The 16,932-nt window shown below is 68.7% G+C and carries 14 protein-coding genes and 3 pseudogenes; 9 read left to right on the top strand and 8 right to left on the bottom strand.

Annotated elements, in window-relative coordinates; all coding sequences use genetic code 11:
* Positions 1–64: 64 nt before the first annotated feature.
* From ACZ62B_RS17755 to ACZ62B_RS17745, 3 genes are all read right to left on the bottom strand, one after another.
* Positions 65–589, bottom strand: coding sequence for a YceI family protein (locus tag ACZ62B_RS17755; RefSeq protein ID WP_469691005.1), 525 nt, complete (start codon positions 587–589; stop codon positions 65–67).
* A gap of 98 nt (positions 590–687) precedes the next feature.
* Positions 688–1,521 (bottom strand): ABC transporter permease, encoded by an 834-nt coding sequence (locus tag ACZ62B_RS17750; RefSeq protein WP_344567119.1) that lies wholly within the window; start codon positions 1,519–1,521, stop codon positions 688–690.
* Positions 1,518–2,516, bottom strand: coding sequence for an ABC transporter ATP-binding protein (locus ACZ62B_RS17745; RefSeq protein WP_344567120.1), 999 nt, complete (start codon positions 2,514–2,516; stop codon positions 1,518–1,520). Before ACZ62B_RS17745 ends, ACZ62B_RS17750 begins: the two co-directional genes overlap by 4 nt.
* Positions 2,517–2,815: 299 nt before the next feature.
* Between ACZ62B_RS17745 and ACZ62B_RS17740 the strand changes: the two genes are divergently transcribed.
* Positions 2,816–4,093: an FAD-dependent monooxygenase gene (locus ACZ62B_RS17740; protein ID WP_344567122.1), complete on the top strand. Its 1,278-nt coding sequence runs from the start codon at positions 2,816–2,818 to the stop codon at positions 4,091–4,093.
* A 120-nt stretch (positions 4,094–4,213) separates the two neighbouring features.
* On the opposite strand, the gene ACZ62B_RS17735 is transcribed toward ACZ62B_RS17740, so the two are convergent.
* A complete protein-coding gene (locus tag ACZ62B_RS17735; RefSeq protein ID WP_073931447.1) occupies positions 4,214–4,621 on the bottom strand; it encodes a pyrophosphohydrolase domain-containing protein in 408 nt (135 codons plus the stop codon).
* Between the two features lie 92 nt (positions 4,622–4,713).
* On the opposite strand from ACZ62B_RS17735, the gene ACZ62B_RS17730 reads away from it, so the two are divergent.
* A complete protein-coding gene (locus ACZ62B_RS17730; protein ID WP_344567125.1) occupies positions 4,714–5,709 on the top strand; it encodes a TAXI family TRAP transporter solute-binding subunit in 996 nt (331 codons plus the stop codon).
* Here ACZ62B_RS17730 and ACZ62B_RS17725 read toward each other — a convergent pair.
* Positions 5,688–7,124 carry a sensor histidine kinase gene (locus tag ACZ62B_RS17725; RefSeq protein ID WP_344567127.1) on the bottom strand — a complete coding sequence of 479 codons (1,437 nt, stop codon included), beginning with the start codon at positions 7,122–7,124 and terminating at the stop codon, positions 5,688–5,690. The genes ACZ62B_RS17730 and ACZ62B_RS17725 overlap by 22 nt on opposite strands.
* Before the next feature lie 9 nt (positions 7,125–7,133).
* A complete protein-coding gene (locus ACZ62B_RS17720; RefSeq protein ID WP_344567129.1) occupies positions 7,134–7,829 on the bottom strand; it encodes a response regulator transcription factor in 696 nt (231 codons plus the stop codon).
* 285 nt (positions 7,830–8,114) lie between these two features.
* Here ACZ62B_RS17720 and ACZ62B_RS17715 point away from each other — a divergent pair, with 285 nt between their 5' ends.
* The 4 genes from ACZ62B_RS17715 (at position 8,115) to ACZ62B_RS17700 (ending at position 11,499) form a co-directional block, all read left to right on the top strand.
* Positions 8,115–8,891: an amino acid ABC transporter ATP-binding protein gene (locus ACZ62B_RS17715; RefSeq protein ID WP_344567143.1), complete on the top strand. Its 777-nt coding sequence runs from the start codon at positions 8,115–8,117 to the stop codon at positions 8,889–8,891.
* A gap of 79 nt (positions 8,892–8,970) precedes the next feature.
* Positions 8,971–9,813 carry a glutamate ABC transporter substrate-binding protein gene (locus ACZ62B_RS17710; protein WP_468723037.1) on the top strand — a complete coding sequence of 281 codons (843 nt, stop codon included), beginning with the start codon at positions 8,971–8,973 and terminating at the stop codon, positions 9,811–9,813.
* A gap of 109 nt (positions 9,814–9,922) precedes the next feature.
* On the top strand, positions 9,923–10,600 hold the full coding sequence (locus ACZ62B_RS17705; protein ID WP_468723035.1) for an amino acid ABC transporter permease: 678 nt from the start codon (positions 9,923–9,925) through the stop codon (positions 10,598–10,600).
* Positions 10,597–11,499, top strand: coding sequence for an amino acid ABC transporter permease (locus ACZ62B_RS17700; RefSeq protein ID WP_468886786.1), 903 nt, complete (start codon positions 10,597–10,599; stop codon positions 11,497–11,499). The genes ACZ62B_RS17705 and ACZ62B_RS17700 overlap by 4 nt, the downstream gene beginning before the upstream one ends.
* A 214-nt stretch (positions 11,500–11,713) precedes the next feature.
* On the opposite strand, the gene ACZ62B_RS17695 is transcribed toward ACZ62B_RS17700, so the two are convergent.
* Entirely contained in the window at positions 11,714–12,295 is a 582-nt protein-coding gene (locus tag ACZ62B_RS17695) for an IS630 family transposase (RefSeq protein WP_469691260.1), read from the bottom strand.
* Between the two features lie 95 nt (positions 12,296–12,390).
* Between ACZ62B_RS17695 and ACZ62B_RS17690 the strand changes: the two are divergent.
* Positions 12,391–12,929, top strand: a pseudogene (locus ACZ62B_RS17690) (winged helix-turn-helix domain-containing protein); the annotation flags it as partial.
* Positions 12,930–12,966: 37 nt separating this feature from the next.
* Here the strand turns inward: ACZ62B_RS17690 and ACZ62B_RS17685 are convergent.
* Positions 12,967–14,517 carry an ISL3 family transposase gene (locus ACZ62B_RS17685; protein WP_469691258.1) on the bottom strand — a complete coding sequence of 517 codons (1,551 nt, stop codon included), beginning with the start codon at positions 14,515–14,517 and terminating at the stop codon, positions 12,967–12,969.
* A gap of 140 nt (positions 14,518–14,657) precedes the next feature.
* Between ACZ62B_RS17685 and ACZ62B_RS17680 the strand changes: the two are divergent.
* Both ACZ62B_RS17680 and ACZ62B_RS17675 read left to right on the top strand, forming a co-directional pair.
* Positions 14,658–15,185 (top strand): annotated as a pseudogene (locus ACZ62B_RS17680) (transposase); the annotation flags it as partial.
* 1,311 nt (positions 15,186–16,496) lie between these two features.
* Positions 16,497–16,838 (top strand): annotated as a pseudogene (locus tag ACZ62B_RS17675) (transposase); the annotation flags it as partial.
* Between the last annotated feature and the right edge of the window lie 94 nt (positions 16,839–16,932).

The following is a 16,932-nucleotide window of genomic DNA, read 5'->3' as shown; positions in this document are numbered from 1 at the left end:
CGCAGAGGCCCGGCCGGATTCCCCCTCCGGCCGGGCCTCGTTCCGTGTGCGTGCGCCGTACGGCTCATGACCGGCGTACGAAGACGGCCCGCACCCGCACCAGGAGCTCCGCTCCGACCAGGCCCCGCAGGGCGCCGACACCGCACGCGTGCCGGTCGACGCGGGCGGTGGTCCGTACGGTGGCCCGCTCGCCGTCGGTGGTCAGCTCGTCGACCGTGAACGTCACCGGCGTCCTGCGGCCCTTGACCTCCAGCAGTCCGGTGACGCCCGGCCCTGCGGTGAGACGCTCGCCGGTGAAGCGCAGTTCCGGGTGGCGCTCCGCGTCGAGGAACCGCGGGCCGCGCACGGCCGTGTCCCGCCGCGGGTCGCCGCTCTCGAAGCCGGCGACGCCGACCGCGGCCTCCAGGCCGGCCAGGGTGCCGTCGGCGGCGAGTTCGGCGCGGCCGGAACGTACGGGCAGTGAGCCGCGTACGGGCAGGAAGAAGAAGTGGCGGCCGGTGAACTCGACGGTGGAGTCCGCGGGTTCGAGGTGCCAGCTGCCGGCCGGGGCGTCGACGGTCCGCGGGTGGGTGGTGTGGGTCGTGGACATGATGGGGGTCCTTTCGACGTCGTGGGGGTTTCTGGAGAGCCGCGAGGGGGCCTCTGCGAGGCCCCCTCGATGTGGTGGTCCGGAGCGGTCGTCCGGCTCTACTCGGGGCGCGGGTCCCAGCGGAAGCGGCGCACCGCGATCAGGGCGCCGACGACGCCCCAGGCCGCGAGCACCGCGAGCTCCTTCCACTGGAAGCCGGCGCCGTGCGCGAACGACGCCAGCATGGCGTCGTTGAAGGGCTTCACCGGAAGCAGTCCCGCGATCTCGTTGAGGACGCCGGAGTGGATGGGGAAGTAGCTGCCGGAGATGAACACCAGCGGGAACTGGATGAACTGCACGACCGCGGGCGCCGCCTCGGAGTTGCGGATGAGCGAGGCGACCCCGACGCCGAGCGCGCAGAAGCTGGCCGCGCCGAACACCAGGGTGACCGCGAGCGCGGCCCACTGGGTGGGCCACGGCACCCCGTACAGGCGCCCGATGCCGATGACGAGCGCGACGTCGACGATGCTCACGACGACGCAGTGCACCAGCAGGCCCGCGAAGTACACCCAGGCGGGCAGCGGGGTCGCGTGCAGCCGCTTGAGGACGCCGGTCTGCCGGCGCATGGCGAGCACGATCGCCAACTGGCCGTAGCAGGCGCCCAGTACGGACACGGCGGCGATGGTCGGCGTGTAGTACTGCATGCCGCTCATGCCGAAGAAGAAGTCCTCGCCCTGGCCGCCGCCGAACACGGCGCCGAAGATCGCGATGATCACGACGGGCAGGACGAAGGTGAACACCATCGACTGCGGGTTGCGCCAGAACGACAGTTGCTCGTAGCGGATCTGGTGGGCGAGCAGGGCGAAGGAGCCCCGTTCGTCCGGCCGTTCGGTGTCGGGGCGCGCGGAACGCCGGCCGGGTGTGGTGGTCGTGGGAGGAAGGGTGCTGGTCATCGGCTGCTCCGTCCGGGTCGGCGCCCACGGCGCCCGCGGGCCGCCGGGGCGGGGGCCTGGCCCCGTTCGGCGGACGGGGACGAGGCGTCCTGCTGTGCGTACGAACTGGTCAGCCCCAGGTAGACGTCCTCCAGGGTGGGCTGTTCCACGGTCAGCCGCTCCAGCGGCGTGCCGCGCTCCAGCGCCCAGGAGGTGAGCCGGTGCAGGACCGCGGTCGGCTCCTCGGCCTCGGCCGTGACCAGGCCGTCCTCGGCGTCGCTGACCGGGATCGGCAGGTCCCCGATGGCGGCGCCGGCCGGCAGCGCGAACCGGATCCGGGCCAGCGCGCTGTCGCGTCCCCCCAGGGTGTCCGGGGTGCCGGAGGCGACGATCCGCCCGCCGGCGATGACGGCGACCGAGTCGGCGAGCGCCTGCGCCTCGTCCATGTAGTGCGTGGTCAGCATGATGGTCGTACCGGCGTCGCGCAGGTTGCGCACGACCTCCCAGGCGCCGCGGCGGGCGCCCGGGTCGAAGCCGGTGGTCGGCTCGTCCAGGAACAGCAGCTTCGGGTCGCCGATCACGCCCAGGGCGAGGTCGAGCCGCCGCTTCTGCCCTCCGGACAGGTCCTTGACCTTCGCGCCCTCCTTCTCCCGGAGCCCCACCAGGTCGATGACCTCGTCGGTGTCGCGCGGGGCGGGGTAGTAGCCCGCGTTGCGGGCGATGGTCTCGCGCACCGACAGGTACGGCTCCACGGCGATGTCCTGGAGCACGAGCCCGATCTGCCCGCGCAGCCACCGCCCGTCGGCCTTGTCGCCGGGGTCGCGGCCGAGGACCCGTACGCTGCCGCCGTCCCGCTGCCGGAAGCCCTCCAGGATCTCCATGGTGGTGGTCTTGCCGGCGCCGTTCGGTCCGAGGAGCGCGAAGATCTCGCCCTCCTCGACGGCGAAGTCCACGCCGCGCACGGCCTCGTGGTCCCCGTACTTCTTGAGCAGGCCGTCAACGGCCACCGCGGTCACCGCGGTCGCTCCCGTCGTCGTTCCCGTGTCACCGCGTGCCTCCAAGGGTGTCGTGCGTAACCGGCTGTCTCCTTGAGGAAGTTAGGTCCGTCCGGGGGTGCGGCAGCAGGGCCGGCGGGGGAACCGATGACGTCCGTCACGCAAGCGGCGACAGTTGTCAGTGACGGACCGGCGGGCCGTTGCCGCGCGATGCGGCGCGGCACATGCTCGGCACACGACCGATGACAGTGCGCTCACGCCGCGCACCCATCGCGACGGTGAACGGGCGTGGCGCGAAGACGCGGAAGGCGGTCCCAGACGTGCGGTTGGAGAGCGAGAGCGGAGCGCGGCGGCGGCCCGGCGACTCCGGGTACGCCGGGAACGCCGGGGATGTCTCGGGCCAGGAGCGGCGACCGCGGGTCGCCGTCGTCGGCGCCGGCATCGGCGGACTGACGCTGGCCGGCGCGCTGGCCGCGAACGGCACGCCGTACGTGGTCCACGAGCAGACCCGCGTGCTGTCCGAGGTGGGCGCGGGCGTGCAGCTCTCGCCCAACGCGGTCCGTCCGCTGCTGCGGCTGGGCCTCGGACCCGCGCTGGAGGAGCACGGGGTGCGCGTCGAGGCGATGGAGGTGCGCGGCTGGAACGGCCGGCCCATCGCGCGCACGCCGCTCGGCGCGGAGTGCGAACGCATGTTCGCGGCGCCGTACCTGACGATCCACCGGGCGCATCTGCACGAGGCGCTGCTCTCCCTGACCGACCGGGACCGGCTGCGCCTGGGCGAACGGCTGCGGGCGGCGGAGGAGACGGCGGACGGTACGGGCGTACGGCTCGCCTTCGACGACGGTACGGTCCGCGAGGCGGACGTGGTGATCGGCGCGGACGGCATCCACTCCACGGTCCGCGAGACCCTGCGCACCGACGCACCGGTCTTCTCCGGCCTGGGCATCTACCGCGGCCTGGTCCCGGCGGACGCGCTGCCGGCGGGGGCCCGCGAGCGGCTGGTGCGGCTGTGGCTCGGGCCCGGCGGGCACTTCGTCTGCTATCCCGTGGCGTCCGGCGCGTACCTCAGCTACGCCGCGACCGTGCCGCTGACCACCGGCGCCCCGCCGCGCGAGTCCTGGTCCCGGCCGGGCGACCCGGACGCGCTGCGCGCGGTCTTCGGCGGCTGGACGGGGCTCGTCGCGGACGTCGTCGCGGCGGTCGACTCGACCCACCTGTGGGCCCTGTACGACCGTCCGCCGCTGCGCACCTGGTCCACGGACCGCATCACGCTCCTCGGGGACGCGGCCCACCCGATGCTGCCGTTCATGGCGCAGGGCGCCAACCAGGCGATCGAGGACGCGATGGACCTGGCCGCCTGCCTGTCGGACGCCCCCGCCCCGGAGATCCCGGAGCGCCTGGCCCGCTACGAGTCCCTGCGCATCCCGCGCACCGCCGAGATCCAGCGCGGCTCACGGGGCAACGCGGGCATCCTCCACCTCCCGGACGGCCCCGCCCAACGCCGCAGGGACGCCCACATGGCAGTACACGCCGCCCTCCACGACCGCACCCCCCTCTACGCCCACGAGACAGGCCGCAGCGTGGTCACCACCGCATGACCGCGGGCAGTCGTGCCGCTGGGGCGGCACGGGTGGGCGCGGAGGCACCCCGTAAGCGCCGGGCAGCGCGACCCACCCCCGCCCAGCACCAACGCCGGACGACGTACCCCGGGGCGCCGCTCAAGCCGCCCCGCCCGGCACCCACCCCTGCCGCCGCAGCACCCCCGCCACATCCGGCGCCTCGTAATGCTCACCCTTCAGCACCTTGCCGTCGGCACGACGACTGACCTCCCCCTCGGGCCCCAGCTTGCTCATGTTGGAACGATGGACCTCGGCGATCACCGCGTCGAGGTCGATCCCGTGGACCAACGCCGTCCCGTACGCGACGTACACCACATCAGCCAGCTCGTGCGCCAGCCGATCGAGCGGCCCCGCCACCGACACCTCCGCCACCTCCCGCGCCTCCTCGGCCAGCAGCTCACCACGGTGCGCGCCGAGCTCCGGCGAAACCTCGGACGGTATGTCGCGGGCGTCCAGCCCGAAGGCACGGTGGAAGTCACGGACCAGATCGGCGGGCGAAGAACTCATGCCCGCGACTGTAGCGGCCACCACGGACACTCCCCGGCCCGCTGTGAGCTCCGCCCTGGTCAGCGGCCACCCCGACTGGCAGGATCGCGCGCATGTCCCACACGCTGTCCCGGATCGGCAGGCGACGGGCCCTGCGGGGCACCGCCGCCGGTCTCGTCGTACTCGGACTGCTGCTGTGGTGGCTGGCGCCCTGGGACGAGGAACCACCGGGCGGGACGATCACACTGAGCACGGGCACCCGCGCGGGGGTCTACCAGAAGTACGGCGTACTCCTGCGCAGCTCACTCGGCAAGCACATGCCCGACCTCGACGTACGCCTGAAGACGAGTGACGGGTCGCAGGAGAACGTGCGCCGCGTGGCGACCGGGGAGGCCGACTTCGCGATCGCCGCGGCCGACGCGGTGGAGACGTACCGGCTCAGCGACCGGCCGGGCGCCGACCGGCTGCGCGGGGTGGCGCGCCTGTACGACGACTACGTGCAGCTCGCCGTCGCGCCCGACTCGGGCATCGAGACCGTCGACGACCTGCGGGGCAAGCGCGTCGCCATAGGGCCGCCCAAGTCGGGCGTCCGGCTCATCGCCAACCGGGTGCTCCGGGCGGCCGGCATCGACCCGGAGACGGACATCGAGCCTTCCTCCGACGGCATCGACAACGGCCCGGAGCGGCTCGGGCACGGCCTGGACGCCTTCTTCTGGTCCGGCGGACTGCCCACGGACGGCCTGAGGACACTCGCCGAGCAGTCCGCGCTCCGGTTCGTGCCGATCGACGCCGAGCTCGTCTCCAAGCTGCACGAACAGGGCGGCGCCACGCGCCACTACCGCGTCACCAACATGCCGGAGTCGGCCTACCCGGGCAGCCGGCCCAGCGCGCCCGTCGCGACGATGGCGGTGTCCAACCTCCTGATCACCCGGGCGGACGCGGATCCCCGGCTCACCGAGTGGCTGACCCGCATCGTGCTCAAGAGCCGGGACAACATCGGGGCGCACGTCCACTCCGCCCAGCTGGTCGACGTACGCACCGCGATCTACACCGACCCGCTCCGGCTGCACGAGGGCGCCCGCCGGTACTACCGGTCCGTCAAGCCCTGAGCCGCCGCCTCACCCGTCGGCGGGGCGTTCCTCGGCACCATCACGGTCACCCGCAGTCCGTGCGGCTCGTGGCGCTCGTACGCGATCGAGCCGCCGCCCGCCGCGAGCAGCGCCCGCGTGATGGACAGGCCGAGGCCCGAGCCCTTGATGTTCTGGTGCCGCCCGCTGCGCCAGAAGCGGTCGCCGACGCGGGTCAGCTCCTCCTCGGTCAGTCCCGGGCCGTTGTCGGTGACGACGACGGTGGACATGTCACCGTTGGAGGCGACGGTCACCTCGACGTCCTCGCCCTCGGGCGTGAACTTCACCGCGTTGTCGATGACCGCGTCCAGGGCGCTGGACAGCGCCACCGGGTCGGCCCACGCGGTGGTCGGCGGGCAGGTGCCGGTCAGGCGGACGCCCTTGGCCTCGGCGGTCGGCGACCAGGCCGCGACGCGCTCGGCGGTCAGGGCGCCGATGTCGGCGACCTGGAGGTTGGCCTCGCTGTGCTCGGCGAGCGCCAGGTCGAGCAGGTCGTCCAGGACCTGCGCCAGGCGCTTGCCCTCGGCCTGCACCGAGGCGATCTCCTCGTTGCCCTCGGGCAGCTCCAGGGCGAGCAGCTCGATGCGCAGCAGCAGCGCCGAGAGCGGGTTGCGGAGCTGGTGCGAGGCGTCGGCGACGAAGGCGCGCTGCTGCTCCAGCACGCTCTCGACGTTGTCGGCCATCTCGTTGAACGACCGGGCGAGCCGTCTCAGTTCCGGCGGCCCGCCGGCCGCCGCGACCCGGGACTTCAGCCGTCCGGTGGCGATGTCGTGGGTGGTGGCGTCCAGGATCCGTACGGGCTTGAGCACCCAGCCGGTCAGCCGCAGCGCCGCGCCGACCGCGAGCAGCATCGCGGCCGCCTCCCCCGCGGCGATGACCAGCCAGCCCCGGAGGATGCGGGAGCGCATCTGCCCGGTGGGCGAGTCGGTGACCACGACCGCGACGACGTCGCCGTCCCGGATGACCGGTGAGGCCACCACCAGGCTGCGCCGCTGCCAGGGCCACACCTGCTCGGGGTCGTGGCTGCGGCGGCTGAGCAGCGACTCCTCGAAGGCGTCGCGCACCTCGCCCTCGCGGGGCAGGAACCAGTCGTCCGGGGCGTGCGCCATGGGCGAGTCGTTGAGGTAGAAGACACCCGCGCGGATGCCGTACACCCTGTGGTAGCTGTGCAGCTCGCTGCTGAGCGTCTCACGACGCTCGTTGATGTCCACGCCGGTCGGGTCGGTGGGCTCGGTGACGAACTGGGCGAGCGCCGCGAAGCGCGCGGTGTCGTCGATCCGGTCGACGATGACGTCCTGCTGCTCCGCGCCGGCCAGGCTGACGGCCAGCGGAACGCCGAGGGCGAGCAGGACGGCCGCCATCAGGACGATGAGCAGCGGAAGCAGACGTGTGTGCACCCGGCCCCGCTACGCCGTGGGCGCGACGAGCCGGTAGCCGACGCCGCGCACGGTCTCGATGAGGGCGGGCATGCGGAGCTTGGCGCGCAGGGAGGCGACGTGCACCTCCAGGGTGCGCCCGGTCCCCTCCCAGCTGGTGCGCCACACCTCGCTGATGATCTGTTCCCGGCGGAAGACGACCCCCGGCCGCTGGGCGAGCAGGGCGAGCAGATCGAACTCCTTGCGGGTCAGTTGGACGACCGAACCGTTGACGGTGACCTGGCGGGTCGACAGCTCGATGCGGACCGGACCGAGCCGCAGCCCGGTCTCCGTACCGCCCGCACCGCCCGTGGCCTCCTCGTGGACGGTGCGCCGGCTGACGGCGTGGATCCGCGCGAGCAGCTCCCCCGTGTCGTACGGCTTGACCACGTAGTCGTCGGCGCCGAGGTTGAGGCCGTGGATGCGCGAACGCACGTCGGACCGCGCGGTGACCATGATCACCGGCGTGCTGGTGCGCTTGCGGATCTTGCCGCAGACCTCGTAGCCGTCCTGATCGGGCAGCCCCAGGTCGAGCAGGACGACACCGAAGCCGTCACCCTCGGGAACGAGCGCCCGGAGCGCCTCCTCGCCGCTGCGCGCGTGGGTGACGTCGAACCCGTGCCGCGCCAGCACCGCCGACAGGGCGGCGGCGACGTGGTTGTCGTCCTCGACGAGAAGCAGTCTCACCAGGGCCCCCTTCGGTTCATCGGCCGTACGCTCTCCATGTGTATGAAAACGCGTGCACGCGCGCGTGCACCTTGCAGTGACGCCGATGAACGAGGACGGCGTCAAGAGGGTTCCGGTTGCTCTTCCGTACCGTTACCCGGCCGAAATCACCCCTGCTCACAAGTGCTACGACAGGTGTCCGATTGCTATCGGATCGTGATGCTCAGATTCCCCTCAGATGTAATGACGCAGGTCTAACGGGTTACTACTGTCCTCCGAAACCGAGGAGGACGGAGCCTGAGAGCGATGACCGAAGTATCGGTGGCCAAGGAAGATGTGGCCGCGACCGGCGATCTGGTCGTCCTGAAGAGCGTCAACAAGCACTTCGGCGCGTTGCACGTACTCCAGGACATCGACCTGACGATCGCCCGTGGCGAAGTCGTCGTGGTCATCGGACCCTCCGGGTCCGGGAAGTCCACCCTGTGCCGCACCATCAACCGTCTGGAGACGATCGACTCCGGGTCGATCACCATCGACGGCAAGCCCCTGCCCCACGAGGGCAAGGAGCTCGCCCGGCTGCGGGCCGACGTGGGCATGGTCTTCCAGTCCTTCAACCTCTTCGCGCACAAGACCGTGCTCGAGAACGTGATGCTGGGCCAGGTCAAGGTCCGCAAGAAGGACAAGAAGACGGCCGAGGAGCGGGCCCGTGCCCTGCTCGACCGGGTCGGCGTGGGCGCGCAGGCCGAGAAGTACCCCGCGCAGCTCTCCGGTGGTCAGCAGCAGCGTGTCGCCATCGCGCGGGCCCTGGCGATGGAGCCCAAGGTCATGCTCTTCGACGAGCCGACGTCGGCTCTCGACCCGGAGATGATCAACGAGGTGCTGGAGGTCATGCAGCAGCTCGCCCGCGAGGGCATGACCATGATCGTCGTCACGCACGAGATGGGATTCGCCCGTTCGGCGGCAAATCGCGTGGTGTTCATGGCGGACGGTCGCATCGTCGAACAGGCTTCGCCGGATCAGTTCTTCAGCAATCCGCGCAGTGACCGCGCCAAGGACTTCCTGTCGAAGATCCTTCACCACTGAGGCGCACCCCGCGCCCCGACGACTTGCGTCACCGGCCATTGACCGGGCGCACCATTTCACCAGTCAAAGGATGTGCACCATGAAGCTCCGCAAGGTCACCGCCGCCTCGGCCGCCGTGTTCGCCCTCGCCCTGACCGCCACCGCCTGTGGCGGCGACGACAGCAGTGACAACGGCTCCTCCGGGGGCGGCGGCGACAAGATCAAGATCGGCATCAAGTACGACCAGCCCGGTCTCGGTCTGAAGGAGCCGGACGGCTCGTTCTCCGGCTTCGACGTGGACGTGGCGACCTACGTCGCCAAGGAGCTCGGCTACGAGCCCGACCAGATCGAGTGGGTCGAGACCAAGAGCGCCGACCGCGAGAACGCCCTCTCGCGCGGGGACGTGAAGTTCATCGCGGCGACCTACTCGATCACCGACGAGCGCAAGGAGAAGGTCGACTTCGCCGGCCCGTACCTGCTGGCCCACCAGGACCTGCTGGTGAAGAAGGGCTCGGACATCTCCGAGGCCACCGACCTGAACGACAAGAAGCTCTGTTCGGTGACCGGCTCGACGTCGGCGCAGAACGTCAAGAAGGACTTCGCTCCGGACGCCCAGCTCAAGCAGGTCGGCACCTACTCGGAGTGCGTCGCTGCACTGCAGAGCGGCGCCGTGGATGCGCTGACCACCGACGACTCGATCCTCGCCGGCTTCGCCGCGCAGGACCAGTACAAGGGCAAGTTCGAGCTCGCCGGCCTGAAGCTGAGCAACGAGAACTACGGCATCGGCGTCAAGAAGGGCGACACCGAGACCGTCAACAAGATCAACGACGCCCTGGAGAAGATGGTCAGCGACAAGTCCTGGGACAAGGCGGTCGAGGCGAACTTCGGCCCGGCCGAGTACAACAACGAGCCGGCCCCGCAGATCGGCAACATCGTCAAGTAAGCCCAGGACCGCAACGCGGGTCCAGAAGGCGTGCCGCCGTCCGTCGCGATCAGGACGGCGGCGCGCCGCGTCCGCCCCGTAGGCCACACACCCGGAAGCGCGGGAGATCGTGTTCGACTTTATTTCTGACTATGACGACCCAACGCTGTTGGGCGCGTTCTGGATGACGGTGAAGCTCACCGTGTTCTCGGGCGTCGGCTCCCTGATCTGGGGCACCCTGCTGGCGGCGATGCGGGTCAGCCCCGTCCCGCTGATGCGGTGGTTCGGGACCGCCTACGTGAACATCGTCCGGAACATCCCGCTGACCGTCATCATCGTCTTCACCTCGCTCGGTCTCGCCGACATCTTCGGCATGACCATGGGAGCGCCGGACGACTTCGCGCTCCAGGGCTTCCGCCTCGCGGTGCTCGGTCTGGTCGCCTACACCGCGGCCTTCGTCTGCGAGGCGCTGCGCTCCGGCATCAACACCGTGCCGGTCGGGCAGGCCGAGGCAGCCCGCGCCATCGGGCTGAACTTCACCCAGGTCCTCAGCCTGGTCGTGCTGCCGCAGGCGTTCCGCTCGGTCATCGGACCGCTCGCGAACGTACTGATCGCGCTGACCAAGAACACGACGGTGGCGGCCACCATCGGTGTGGCGGAGGCCGCCCTGCTGATGAAGGAAATGATCGAGAACGAGGCACAGACGCTGCTCATCGGCGCGGTCTTCGCCTTCGGGTTCGTGGTGCTGACCCTGCCCACCGGCCTGATCCTCAACTGGCTGAGCAAGCGACTGGCGGTGAAGCGGTGACCTCCGTTCTGTACGACGCCCCCGGCCCCCGGGCCAAGCGGCGCAACGTCATCCTCTCGGTCGTCTTCGTGGCCCTCCTGGCCCTCCTGCTGTGGTGGGTCTACAAGACGATGGACGACAAGGGCCAGCTCGAGTGGTCCTTGTGGAAGCCGTTCACGCAGTCCGAGGCGTGGACGACCTATCTGCTGCCCGGCCTCGCGGACACGCTGAAGGCGGCGGCGCTGGCCATGGTCATCGCGCTTCCGCTGGGCGCGGTGCTCGGCATCGCCCGGATGTCGGACCACCGGTGGGTACGGATCCCGGCCGCCGTGGTGGTGGAGTTCTTCCGCGCCATCCCGGTGCTGCTGCTGATGCTGTTCGCCAACGAGTTCTTCGCCCGTTCCACGGACGTCACCAGCGAGGACCGGCCGCTGTACGCGGTCGTCACCGGCCTGGTGCTCTACAACGCCTCGGTCCTCGCCGAGGTGGTCCGGGCCGGCATCCTCGCCCTGCCCAAGGGGCAGTCGGAGGCGGCCCAGGCGATCGGCCTGCGCAAGAGCCAGACGATGACCAGCATCCTGCTGCCGCAGGCGGTCACGGCGATGCTCCCGGCGATCGTCAGCCAGCTGGTCGTCATCGTGAAGGACACCGCGCTCGGCGGCGTGATGCTGGGCTTCACCGAGCTGCTGAACTCTCGCGGCACGCTGGCGGCCAACTACGCCAACGTCATCCCGAGCTTCATCGTGGTGGCGGTCATCTACATCGTCCTGAACTTCATCCTCACCTCCTTCGCCTCCTGGCTCGAGGGACGGCTGCGCCGCAGCAAGCGCAGCACGGGCGCGGTGCTCGGCGTGGAGGACGTCGACGACCTCAACGCGGCCGAGGTCGGTGGCACGTTCGGGACCGGTGCGGAGAAGTGACGCGCGCCTAAAGCTCTGCATGGTTGTGGCCCGCCGATTCTCGGCGGGCCACAACCATATTAAAGGAAAGGGACACAAGAAAGCGAATATCAGCCAGCTTGTGTTGGGTGAGTGACGCGATCCTTCCCCAACTGTTGCCACCGCTACTGCCAGCCCTAGAAGTGAAGAAATTCGAGCCGGAAGCGGAATGAATATACGTTGCGCCCACTATTGATCAGAAACTCATGGGGTTCTCGTCCAGGACGTAGCGGACGTGTGGACCGCCGAAGTAGCCGCGGACGATGTGCGGTTGTCGCTGTCGTCTGCGGAAGAAGTGGCGGGTCTCGGCGGCGAGTTCGGCCTGGTTCCGGGCCCGGTGCTGCCTGGACAGGCTGTGCTTGAGGTCGGCGTTGACCACCTCGTCGGGGTTCAGCTCGGGCAAGTACGGTGGCAGGAAGTGCAGCTCGACGTCGTCGGAGTGGGCGGCGAGCCAGTCGCGGACCTTCTTGGAGCGGTGGGCGGGGTGCCCGTCGACTACGAGGTGGACCTTGTGGTCGAAGTGGCCGGCGATCCGCTGAAGGAAGCGGCACATCACCTCGACGGTGAAGTGCTCGGTGAAGACCATGAAGTGCATCCGGCCCTTAGTGCTGATCGCCGACATCGCATTGACCGAGAACCGGTTTCCGCTCCGACGCACCACAGGGGTCTTCCCCTTCTCACTCCAGGTACGACCGGTGACCTGGTCGGACCGGATACCGACCTGGTCGGCGAAAAGAACCTCGCCGCCGTCCTTCTTCGCCTGCCGATCACGCCACATCATTGGAGCAGCCGCTGCAGCAGATCAACCTACTGACCTTCAAAGCGTGGTGTCGGAGGGCTGACGGCCCATGATCCCTGCGGTATCCCGAGTAGATGAGGTATGCCCAGGGCGGTGGCCTGACCGACGAACGCCGGGCCTTTCGCGAAAAGTTGCGGTTGGAGGCGGCCGAGCGGTTCCGGCACGGCGACGACAACACGGTCATCGCGCACGACCTACGGGTCAGTGCCCGGTCAGTGCAGCGCTGGCGCAAAGCCTGGTCACAGGGCGGGCCGAGGGCCCTGGCCTCGAAGGGCCCGGCGTCGCTGCCGCTGCTGAGCGACGACCTGTTCGCCGTGCTGGAGCGTGAGCTGCTCAAGGGTCCGATGGCACACGGCTGGCCGGACCAGACCTGGCCCCTGTCACGGATCAAGACTCTGATCAGACGCCGGTTCCACAAGAGCTACACCGTGCAAGGCGTCGCCGCCCTGCTCAAGCGGCACGGCTGGAGCTGCCAGGTCCCCGCCCGCCGCGCGATCGAGCGGGACGAGGCCGTAGTGGCCGGCTGGGGGAAGGAGACCTGACCCCAGGTGGAAGGACCGTGGCGGCGCTCGACGCCTGGCTCGTCTTCGAGGACGAAGCCGGCTTCTCGATGGGTTCTGCCAAGATTTTCGTGAAGCGGTGACGGAACGTCATGTGAGGAGGACTCGTTTGCGTAGGAGTGGAAGCGAGGCCCTTCCATACATCTGTCGCTTGAACATTTTGATCCGGTTGACGTGACCTTCGACCGGACCGCTGCTCCAGGGCAGGGTGAGTCCGGCCAGGACAGCATCCCAGTCGCGTTCGAGTCCGTCGGCGAAAACGTGCAGCTGGGGTAGGTCGTCGGCGCGGGCCGCGCAGATCCAGGCGGGGAGGTCGGTGCCGGTGCGGTCGCAGATCATGCGGGCGAAGGTGTGGACGTGAGTGCGCAGTGCGGCCAGTTCGGGGCAGCAGGAGAGGATCTCGTCGAGTTGTCGTTCCTCCTCGGCTCGTAAGCGGCCGGGGTGACGAGTGATCCAGTTGGTGAGGTCCTGAGGCTTGGGCGGCGGTGCAGGCGCCGCCTTTGCGGTGTCACGCAGTGGACGCAGGAAGCGGCGGACGGCTTGCGGTGTGCGGCCTGGATAGCCCTGGGCCTGGATTTCGCGGAAGAGGACGGAGGCGTTGGTGCAGCCCTGGTTCCAGCGGCTGATCAGGTAAGGCCGCCAGGCGTCCAGCCGGGTGGTGCGGATGGCGCGGTCGGCGAGGGCCTCGGGGCTCTCGCAGCGTGCATAGCGGCGGGCGGTGTGGCGAGCCAGTCCGAGTTCACGTCCGATCGCACTGATCGTCCATCCCTGGGCCAGCAGGTTCTGGACGGCTCGGTAGCGCTCCCGGGTGCGGGTGACCAGCCACTTCTCAGCGCCGGTGTCCGGGTTGAGGGCGGGGTCGGGCGTCTTCGCCGACACAGATTCGGCCTGCTCCGGTGGCGGTGGCGTCAGGCAGGACCGGTGGGTTATCACGGTGCACTGGACCGTGTGGGCCAGGTTGTCCCACAGGTGCCAGGCGTCGGCGACCTGGCGGGCCTGGGGTGCTCCGGCGCTTGCCGCCTCCGCGTAGGCGCCAGCCCGGTCCCGACAGACCATCTCAATGCCGGGATGATCGGCCAGCCAGGCGACCAGGGGTGCTTTCTCACCGCCGGGCAGCAGATCCACGACACGATGGGAGTCCAGGGCGACGAGCACAGTCCCGTAACGTCGGCCCCGGCGGGCCGCGAAATCGTCAACGCCGAGCACGTGCAATGCAGGTTGGGGCGGATCCGGCAGCGCCCTCACCACGTTGAGCAAGGTGGCCCGGCTGATCGGGACGTGAAGGACGGCCGCGAGCCGGGCACCGGCCCACCCCGCCAATGCCAGAGCGATCGCCTGCACGATCTCGACGAGGGCGGCCGTGCGGCGCCCGTATCTCACGGTCAACCCCGCTACTTGCTCGGTGAAGGCTCGACGAGCGCAGCGAGCACTGTCGCAGAACATACGCCGGACCCACAGGTCGACGACGACCTGGCGGTCGCCCAGGGCGGCATCGGCCAGGCGCCGCTGGTAGCGGCTGTGGACTCGCCGAGCCGGCGTACCGCAGTCGGGACAGGGCACGATCGTGCCGTCCCGGGTCCACGCGACGATCAGTACCTTTCCCTCCTCTACCCGCACCTGTTCCACCAGCACCGCGGCCAGGTACGGGAGGAGCTACTGCAGCATCGCCTCACACGATCGCAGCGTCCCGCTGCCCCGACCGGCGCAGCACAGCACAGACCGTGCACGCCAGCCCAGCATGACTCTCCGTCACTGCTTCACGGAAATCTTGGCAGAGCCTCTCGATGACGCCGCCGACCACCCGCACCTGGTCCCGCCGCGGCCATACCCCCGTCATCCGCGTCAGAGGCCGCTCCCGCCGCCGCTTATCGGTCGCCGCCCTGGCCTGCTACAAAGCCGGCGAACCCTCGAGGCTGATCTATCGACCCTGCCCCGACGTCCGGCCCGACGGACGCAAAAGCTTCTCATAGAAGGACTACCGCGACCTCATCCAGACCGCCCACCAGCAACTCGTCGGACCGATCGTACTGGTCTGGGACAACTTGAACACCCACCTCACCGCCGACATGCGCCGCTACATCGCCGACCGCGACTGGCTCACCGTCTTCCAACTGCCGCCGTACGCACCCGACCTCAACCCGGTCGAGGGCATCTGGTCCGTGCTGCGGCGAACCACCACAGCCAACCGGGCCTTCGCCAGCCCTGACGACCTGATCACCGCCGTCCGCCGCGGCCTACGCCAGCTCCAGTACCGACACGACGTCCTCGACGGCTGTTTCGCTGGCACCGGCCTGCGCAAACCATCATGACGACATCACGCATTCAAGGTCAGTAATGCCGTAGAACGCACAACGGTCCGTCAACAGAGTTGGCGGACCGTTGTCATATAGAACCGACCTGGCTTAGCGTCGAGGTTGCATCTCAACGTGCAACGACTCGGCCACTCCAGAAGGTTTCCTCACGTGGCCTTGGTCGTAATCCCTGCAGAGCGGAAGGTCGTCTGTGCCGGACAATAGACCTGCGACCATCCACTGGTACGCCATCGGGGCGCCTCCATGGTAACAACACCGCCACCATCCCAGCGCGTACAGTCAACTGCAGCCTTGTAGTGACCACCGTTGCTCTCATCGCACATTGCCATCGCGCCGTTGTTAAAGTTGCTCTGATAGGTGCACCCCGTGGGCCACCCTTGGGCTCCAGTGGGCGCCGCGGAGGCTTCCCCCTGAATCCCAAGAACAAGGGCGGCTATCACACCACTTGTGACCAGGAATGACTTATTCTTCATTGAATTACACCCTTTCGCTAGTCGGTCGATCACACCCTCACGGAGGCTGCAAAATTCAGGACGCCTTGGTCGTTATACCGGCAGACACAGTTCTGGTCGACCCTTGACAATAAGCCCTGGAATGCGAACCATTATTCCGCCAATCACCCTCAAAGAATCGGAAGGCTCCAGTGTCCGGATCTTTACACATGGCCTGAGCTCGGTAGTGCCCTCCATTAGATTGAGCGCACCTCGCCACAGTCATTTTCGAGTCGACGACCTCATACGAACACCCCGTCGGCCAGCCCTGAGCAGCAGCTGAGGCCACAGAAGGCGCCGAGAAGAACAGGCCCGTTACTGCAGGCACTGCGAGAAAAATTCGTATCGCTGGACGCACTTCGATTCTCACTTTCTCGGTTCGATTCCCCTACGTCGAACTGGCTCACCTAACTTATGTGACGAATGAAAGACGAGTCAATCAGCTACCGACACTTGGCGAGTATTCGACGCCACGCTCCCCTAAATGTCAAAATTCAACCACTGGCGCGAATTAAACTGCCGGCCACCATAAGGCACGCCAATAGATCATGACAAAACGGGACAACGAAACATGGCCGACTCGTCGTACCGATGCAGTTCAGGTTCATAACTCAGTGACGTTTCGGAGCAGCCTGCAGCGCAGCAGGATGACTCTGGCCTGTTCGCTTCGGTCGGCCAGGGTCGGCAGGCTTCTGGTCATACGGCGCACATCGCCCACTACCCGAAGGGAATACGAGCTTCTTACAGCGGCTAACACAAAGAGGTGGATCGGCGTTGATGACCGTGTCCGGGGCGGAAGTTGAACGTTCAGACCTGCGTGGGGACATCGCCATGGAACGTGTCGGATGAACTGTGGGACCGCCCGGAGCCCTTGTTGCCGCAGCGTGAGCGCAGGTTCCGGTATCCCGGGCGCAGGCCGTTGCCGGACCGGGAGGTGTTGTGCGGGATCTTGTACGTGCTGCACACCGGGATCCAGTGGGAGTACCTGCCGCAGGAGCTCGGTTTCGGCTCGGGCATGACCTGCTGGCGGCGGCTGCGGGACTGGAACGAGGCAGGCGTGTGGCAGCGGCTGCACGAAGTCCTGCTCGCCGAGCTGAACGCGGCCTCACGGCTGGACTGGTCCTGCTGCGTGGTCGACTCCTCCCACGTCAGGGCGTTAAAAGGTGCCCCTATGGTTTTCGTCAAGCGGTGGCCGGAGTAGGTGGCTGGTAGAAAGTGCCGTCTCGGAGCATGGCGAAGAGGACGTCGATGCG

The sequence above is a fragment of the Streptomyces sp. NPDC053426 genome (assembly GCF_055585405.1).
This window is presented reverse-complemented; position numbering and strand designations above follow the sequence as displayed.

Coding starts and splice junctions, on each gene's coding strand:
- ACZ62B_RS17750 (WP_344567119.1), bottom strand. CDS start 1,521: ATGACCAGCACCCTTCCTCCCACGACCACCACACCCGGCCGGCGTTCC.
- ACZ62B_RS17755 (WP_469691005.1), bottom strand. CDS start 589: ATGTCCACGACCCACACCACCCACCCGCGGACCGTCGACGCCCCGGCC.
- ACZ62B_RS17715 (WP_344567143.1), top strand. CDS start 8,115: ATGACCGAAGTATCGGTGGCCAAGGAAGATGTGGCCGCGACCGGCGAT.
- ACZ62B_RS17730 (WP_344567125.1), top strand. CDS start 4,714: ATGTCCCACACGCTGTCCCGGATCGGCAGGCGACGGGCCCTGCGGGGC.
- ACZ62B_RS17710 (WP_468723037.1), top strand. CDS start 8,971: ATGAAGCTCCGCAAGGTCACCGCCGCCTCGGCCGCCGTGTTCGCCCTC.
- ACZ62B_RS17735 (WP_073931447.1), bottom strand. CDS start 4,621: ATGAGTTCTTCGCCCGCCGATCTGGTCCGTGACTTCCACCGTGCCTTC.
- ACZ62B_RS17695 (WP_469691260.1), bottom strand. CDS start 12,295: ATGTGGCGTGATCGGCAGGCGAAGAAGGACGGCGGCGAGGTTCTTTTC.